The 5,747-nt window shown below is 64.5% G+C and carries 6 protein-coding genes; all 6 read left to right on the top strand.

What is annotated here, in order from left to right; all coding sequences use genetic code 11:
- Positions 1 to 931 precede the first annotated feature (931 nt).
- The 6 genes from HY699_12345 (at position 932) to HY699_12320 (ending at position 5,423) form a co-directional block, all read left to right on the top strand.
- The gene (locus tag HY699_12345) at positions 932 to 1,150 is read left to right on the top strand and encodes a hypothetical protein (protein MBI4516593.1); all 219 of its coding nucleotides are present in this window, start codon (positions 932 to 934) and stop codon (positions 1,148 to 1,150) included.
- Between the two features lie 119 nt (positions 1,151 to 1,269).
- Complete coding sequence (locus HY699_12340) at positions 1,270 to 1,869, top strand: hypothetical protein (GenBank protein ID MBI4516592.1); 600 nt, start codon at positions 1,270 to 1,272, stop codon at positions 1,867 to 1,869.
- A 1,316-nt stretch (positions 1,870 to 3,185) separates the two neighbouring features.
- On the top strand, positions 3,186 to 3,533 hold the full coding sequence (locus HY699_12335; GenBank protein MBI4516591.1) for a type II toxin-antitoxin system PemK/MazF family toxin: 348 nt from the start codon (positions 3,186 to 3,188) through the stop codon (positions 3,531 to 3,533).
- A 795-nt stretch (positions 3,534 to 4,328) separates the two neighbouring features.
- Positions 4,329 to 4,550, top strand: coding sequence for a DUF2283 domain-containing protein (locus HY699_12330; GenBank protein MBI4516590.1), 222 nt, complete (start codon positions 4,329 to 4,331; stop codon positions 4,548 to 4,550).
- An 8-nt stretch (positions 4,551 to 4,558) separates the two neighbouring features.
- Positions 4,559 to 4,792 carry a hypothetical protein gene (locus HY699_12325; GenBank protein ID MBI4516589.1) on the top strand — a complete coding sequence of 78 codons (234 nt, stop codon included), beginning with the start codon at positions 4,559 to 4,561 and terminating at the stop codon, positions 4,790 to 4,792.
- A gap of 247 nt (positions 4,793 to 5,039) precedes the next feature.
- Positions 5,040 to 5,423 (top strand): hypothetical protein, encoded by a 384-nt coding sequence (locus HY699_12320; protein MBI4516588.1) that lies wholly within the window; start codon positions 5,040 to 5,042, stop codon positions 5,421 to 5,423.
- Positions 5,424 to 5,747: the final 324 nt, after the last annotated feature.

Raw genomic sequence — 5,747 nt, 5'->3', positions numbered from 1 at the left:
GTCTTTGCCAAGCTTGCTGAAGGACCCTAACATCTCACGTCACCGTGTCCAGCGAACACTTCTCGGGCAGGATCAGAGCCTGGAGAGGCCAAGTGGGCCGCGCTCCTTCTGCTGCGGGGCTAGGAAACCGTACAGGCTCACCATGAGCACTCCCGCACGTTTCCGCATCTCCTCCCCTACGAGATGCCGTCCCGTTGCACGCAGCGTACGGGTTGCCGCCCGACAACTGCATCGACTGCACAGGCTCGAAGAACGTCGGCCGAATGCAGAGCCAGCGTTGGCAAGCACCGCCAGCACTATGGCCGCCCCGAGCGGCCCATTCGGACCGGTCTGGCGTCGGCTCCAATGTCCACCCAAGCCGAGTATCCATGACCCAACTCTCATGAGCATCTGCCCCTCCTGCGTCATCAAGTCGCTACATTCTCCAAGCGCCCGCTATGGCTTCGAACTCGGACGAGTGGCCAGCCGAGTCGACAGCGGGCCGGCAGGCCCGCGCGGCCTTGTGGCACAAGGCCGCCCGCGGAAACGGTTCCCTCACCTCAATCCTCTCCCGCCAGCGTTGCGGGAGAGGAAACCTTGGGTGATCGGCGGTATTCATGATGGTGCGTCGCGCCTTCAACGGGCTGATCGTCCTGTGGTCATGCTGAGCTCTCCCACCCCGCTCCCGAAAGCGGGAGCAACTCCCGCACTCCAAAGACCCTTGCCCCCGCCGCAGCCCCGCGGCGCCGATGAAACGGCGCCCTCGTGCGCCTGCAAGCGCTTGTGTTGACAGCCGGAGCGGCCCTGCATACCCTCTCTCGGCCTCATCGGGCGGAAAAACGTGAACCGCACTGTCTCGACCGATGAGCGGCTGCGCAAAGGCCTCGGGGCGGTTGCGCCGCGCTTGGCCAAAGACAGAATTGACGGACCCAGCGCGTTGAGGAGGCGTCCCATGACCATCACGTTGAGCGGTATCGTCCATGGCCGGCGGATTGATCTGGACGCCGATGCACCGGTCCCTGATGGTGCGGCGGTGACCGTGCGCCTCGAATCCAGACGACTTACAGCCGACGAACGGCGGCAAGCCGTCTTCACGACCGCCGGCTCGTGGCGGGATGATGCCTCGCTTGACGCCGTCTTCGCCGAAATCGCCCGCCGCCGTGAGAGGTAGAGGCCGCAGAGGCCGGGCTCGCTTGAGCTGGTGCTGTTAGCTGTGGCACGATGGCGTCGATGCCCAGGGCGCAGGAGGTGCGGCGCGTAGACTTCTTGCACCCGGATGGATGGCGAGAGGTGCACATCATCTGGCGATTGCCAACAGGCGGATACCGGGCGCGGCTCTCGCTCCTGAACCGGCGAGGAGAGCGGCGCGCGGGCTATGATTGGCATTTTGGGAAAAGCGCACATCGCCACTACCGCCACACCGAAGAGCCGTATGCCTTCACGACCGTTGACCAGTTGCTCGCCGTTTGCGCGAGATGTCGAGCACTTGAGACGAGAGGAGAAGCCGTGAGCCGTACCGTCGTCATCCGCGTGGGGCCGGTGGAGCAAGCACGCCGCGAATTCAAGGAGGACATCGCCACGCTCGCCAGAGCCGGGCGCGTGCGGCATCGGCGTGAGATCTGGTTCGCCAACCTCACGGCGGCAGCCAAGATGCTGACGGAGCAGCGCCTCGCCTTGCTCCGGTTGATTTGCCAGCAACCACCGCGTTCGACCGCCGACCTCGCGCGCGTCGCGAGGCGCAGCCTGAAAGCCGTTGCCGCCGATGTCCGCGCGTTGGAGCGGGTGGGCCTGATCGAGTTGGTCGGCGCCGGCCAGAACCAACGGCCCGTGGCAGCGTATGATCGGATCCATTTGGCCGGCGATATCGCGCTGGCCCGGGCGGCAGCGTGAGACCATCGGGTGCCCCAAGCTCTTCTGACTAGACCAGCTCGCCTTCATCTCGGTCGTCATCTTCGCCTTCTTCCGCCATTGAGCCGCATCGCGTTCCTTGGCATCCGTCTCACTCGCACAGACCTCTGCTCTGGATAAGCCGCCACGGTTTCGTGAATTCCGCTACACTTCCGCGCCACCCACGGCCGGAAGGCCGCTTGCCTGGAGGCCCCAAGGCCGAAATCCAATCACTAACTCCCCCTACAGTGATCTACGATCTACGGTGATGGGTTGGTACGCTGAAGCCAGCAGACCGCCCCGCTCCCTCACGAGCAGTGACGCCAATAGACCCAACAGGGCTACCGTGTCAACGCTAGAATTCGCAGGCAAGGAGCGCTGTCAAATAGATTTTGCGTGGGCCGCCTGGGAACTCCATCCACTGGCCCGGTTCGCCAAAGCGGGAGCGAGCCTCCCGCACTTGAAAGGTCCGTCGCCCCCGCCGCAGCCCCGCGGCGCCGACGAAGCGGCGCCCTCCATGCCGGCGCACGTGCCCGCGAGGGCGAGCACGGTCGTGAGCAGCGCACCGCCGACGAGACCGGACTGGCCACGAGTCGATGCGAACGCCCCGCCATGAAGCACGTCAAGCCAACTCTGATGAGACAAAACCCCTCACCACGAAGTTCACGAAGAGCACGAAGAGAGAAGATCAGAGCGTCTTCTGCTGATCGGAGCGACAACTCCACGCCGGATGAAATTGGCTCCAGACGGATCCGCCGATCTCTCATTGCCGTCCTTCGTGCCCTTCGTGGTGAACGTATTCTGTCCGATCAAGGCTAAATCTCGGATCACTTCGCCCAACTCTCATGAGCATCTGCCCCTCCTGCATGATCAGGTCGCTGCACTCTCCAAGAGCCCGCTACGGTTCGAGCTACCAGCCGAGTCGGACCTGCCCCCGCCTCCGCCAAAGCGGGAGCGGGGCTCCCGCACTCCAAATCGGCAGGGCATCCGCCGCCGGGCTTCGTGTCCCCCTTGCGGTAGTCGGCCCTTGCATCGCCCGAATTAACTCACTACCGTCAGGCGCGTGACTCACGTACGAATCCAACCCGGTGGTACTGTCCGCCTGCCCGTGAAGGTGCTGCGCGCCGCAGAGTTGCAACCGGGAGACCGCGTCGCGGTCTTGGCCGGCACCGGACGGCTGTCTCTCGTGATCGATCGCGGCCGCACCGCCTCGGCGTATGCGGCTTACTATCGCACCGCGGCTGCAGAGGTCCGCCGCGAGCAATTGGAGATCGAGGCCGACTTCTCCGCGGCGGACAACGAGGTGAGCGAGAGGATCGATGCCCCGAGGACGACTGCGCCTGGGCGACGTGTTCATCGCCCAGCTCGACCCAACGGTCGGCGGCGAAATCCGTAAGACTCGTCCGGTAGTCATCGTCTCCAACGACACCATAAACACCTACGCTCAGGTGGTGGTGATCGCGCCGGTGACCAGCAACGTGCGCCGTGCATCACCGAGCCACCTCATCATCCCGGCCGGAACCGGCGGTCTTGCCACCGACTCAAGCATTCTCACGGACCAAGTTCGCGCCATTGACCGCCGCCGGCTGGTGCAGCGCCTCGGGCGCCTTCCCACCAACGTCCGTGACCGCGTGAAGGCGGCGCTGCGCGCGACCTTCGATCTCTGAGTGCTTCCGACGGACACTCCTCTGATCATGCGCAACTCTCCCACCCGGCCTCCCCCAAAGCGGGAGCATGCATGTCCTGAACTATGGCCGAAAGTCTTGGCGTGGGGCGCAGATTTCCCTCCGTCATTCCCGCGAAGGCGGGAATCCATCCGGAGCCCCACCGCCCATGGATGCCCGCCCTACGCCTTCGCGGGGGCAGGCTCTAAAGATTGCGGGTATGACGGAATACCCCTGTCGAGCTCTGGGTTGCGGGCGTCAGCCCGCGCTAAGCATCGCCGAAGGGCTCCCGCACTCCAAATGGCCGTTCCTCCCCGCCGCAGCCCGATTCCCCGAGGACCCGGAAACGGTTCCCTTACCTCAATCCTCTCCCGCCAGTGTTGCGGGAGAGGAAGCCTTGGGTGATCGGCGGTATTCATGATGGTGCGGAGCGCGTTCAACGGGCTCATCGTCCTGTGGTCATGCTGAGCTCTCGGACCCCGCTCCCAAAGCGGGCACGCCACGTGCCGTGCCGTTTGAGCCGCTGGCGACCGGCGTGATACGGTGTCATCATGAAGCCGGTGCGGTTTGGTCCGCACGCCGTGGGAAAATTCGATGATCTGCGGCAGTACGACGTCATCGTTACGCGCGAACAGGTGGAAGCCGCCGTACGCTCTCCGGACCGCGTCGAATCGGGCAGCAAGGGGCGCCTGGTTGCGACACGGGGATTTACGGGCCGTCTGGTACTCCGAGTCGTCTACCGTGATGTACCGGATGCATTTGAGATCGTGACGTTCTACCCCGCGCGAAGGAGCCGGTATGAAACTCCGATACGATAAAGACGAAGACATCCTGACCATCGACCAGGGCACCGCCGGGGACGTTATCGACCATGCCGAAGAGATGGGGCCGGTGATCGCCCACCTTACCGCCGATGGCCGGCCCGTCTTGTTGGAGATCCTCGACGCCAGCGATTTCCTCTCTGCCGCCATCCGCGCTATCACCGCACGCGCCGACGGGGACGGCGTTGAGGTGCGGTAACGGCAGGAATGAAGAGAACGGCACCCGCAAAGATTCGTGAAACCGATCCGGTCGAAGGGGAATTGGCTGAGCTCGGTGAGGAGTGCGCGCAGGTGCTCCTGCTGCTGCAGCGCCTCGCCAAAGCGCGCGCGCTGCGCCGCGATTGCAACGACATTCTCGGCGAGCTGAGCGCCATCGTCCTTCATCTGCATGCCCATACCCAAGGGCTCGACGAGGTCATCGACGGGCTCGCCTCGGAGTGAGCTGCCCTTTCCAGCCCACCGACGGCACGAGAGGCAGAGGCCGGGGGTGCTTGAGCTGCGGATACCGGGCGCGGCTCTCGCTCCTGAACCGGCGAGGAGAGCGGCGCGCAGGCTATGATTGGCATTTTGGGAAAAGCGCACATCGCCACTACCGCCACACCGAAGAGCCGTATGCCTTCACGACCGTTGACCAGTTGCTCGCCGACTTTGCGCGAGACGTCGAGCACTTGAGACGAGAGGAGAAGCCGTGAGCCGTACCGTCGTCATCCGTGTGGGGCCGGTGGAGCAAGCACGCCGCGAATTCAAGGAGGACATCGCCACGCTCGCCAGAGCCGGGCGCGTGCGACATCGGCGTGAGATCTGGTTCGCCAACCTCGCAGCGGCAGCCAAGATGCTGACGGAGCAGCGCCTCGCCTTGCTCCGGTTGATTTGCCAGCAACCACCGCGCTCCACCGCCGACCTCGCACGCCTCGCGAGGCGCAGCCTGAAAGCCGTTGCCGCCGATGTCCGCGCGTTGGAGCGGGTGGGCCTGATCGAGTTGGTCGGCGCTGGCCAGAACCAACGGCCCGTGGCAGCGTATGACCGCATCCATTTGGCCGGCGATATCGCGCTGGCCCGTGCGGCAGCTTGAGACCACAAAGTGATCCCAGCTCTTCTGAGTCGACCAGGTCACCGTCATCATCGGCATCCGTCACACTCGCACAGACCCCTGCTCTAGATAAGCCGCTACGCTTTCGCGAATTCCGCTACACATTCGCTGTGTCCTTCCGGTGAGCGTGCATAGCTCGATTTTTCCGGGGCGGTCGGTTGCGACCGGGCCACCGAGAAGCAGCGACGGATCAGAGGGTGAGAGCCGGCTGTGCCGTGTCCTTCCGGTGAGCATGCATAGCTCGATTTTTCCGGGGCGATCGGTTGCGACCGGGCCACCGAGACGGAGCGACGGATCAGCGGGGTG

Source organism: Deltaproteobacteria bacterium (genome assembly GCA_016210005.1).
GTDB lineage: Bacteria > Desulfobacterota > Binatia > HRBIN30 > JACQVA1 > JACQVA1.
This window is presented reverse-complemented; position numbering and strand designations above follow the sequence as displayed.

Excerpts from the sequence above, each read along its gene's own strand:
- HY699_12345 (MBI4516593.1), top strand. The coding sequence starts at position 932 with ATGACCATCACGTTGAGCGGTATCGTCCATGGCCGGCGGATTGATCTG.
- HY699_12335 (MBI4516591.1), top strand. The coding sequence starts at position 3,186 with ATGCCCCGAGGACGACTGCGCCTGGGCGACGTGTTCATCGCCCAGCTC.
- HY699_12330 (MBI4516590.1), top strand. The coding sequence starts at position 4,329 with ATGAAACTCCGATACGATAAAGACGAAGACATCCTGACCATCGACCAG.
- HY699_12325 (MBI4516589.1), top strand. The coding sequence starts at position 4,559 with ATGAAGAGAACGGCACCCGCAAAGATTCGTGAAACCGATCCGGTCGAA.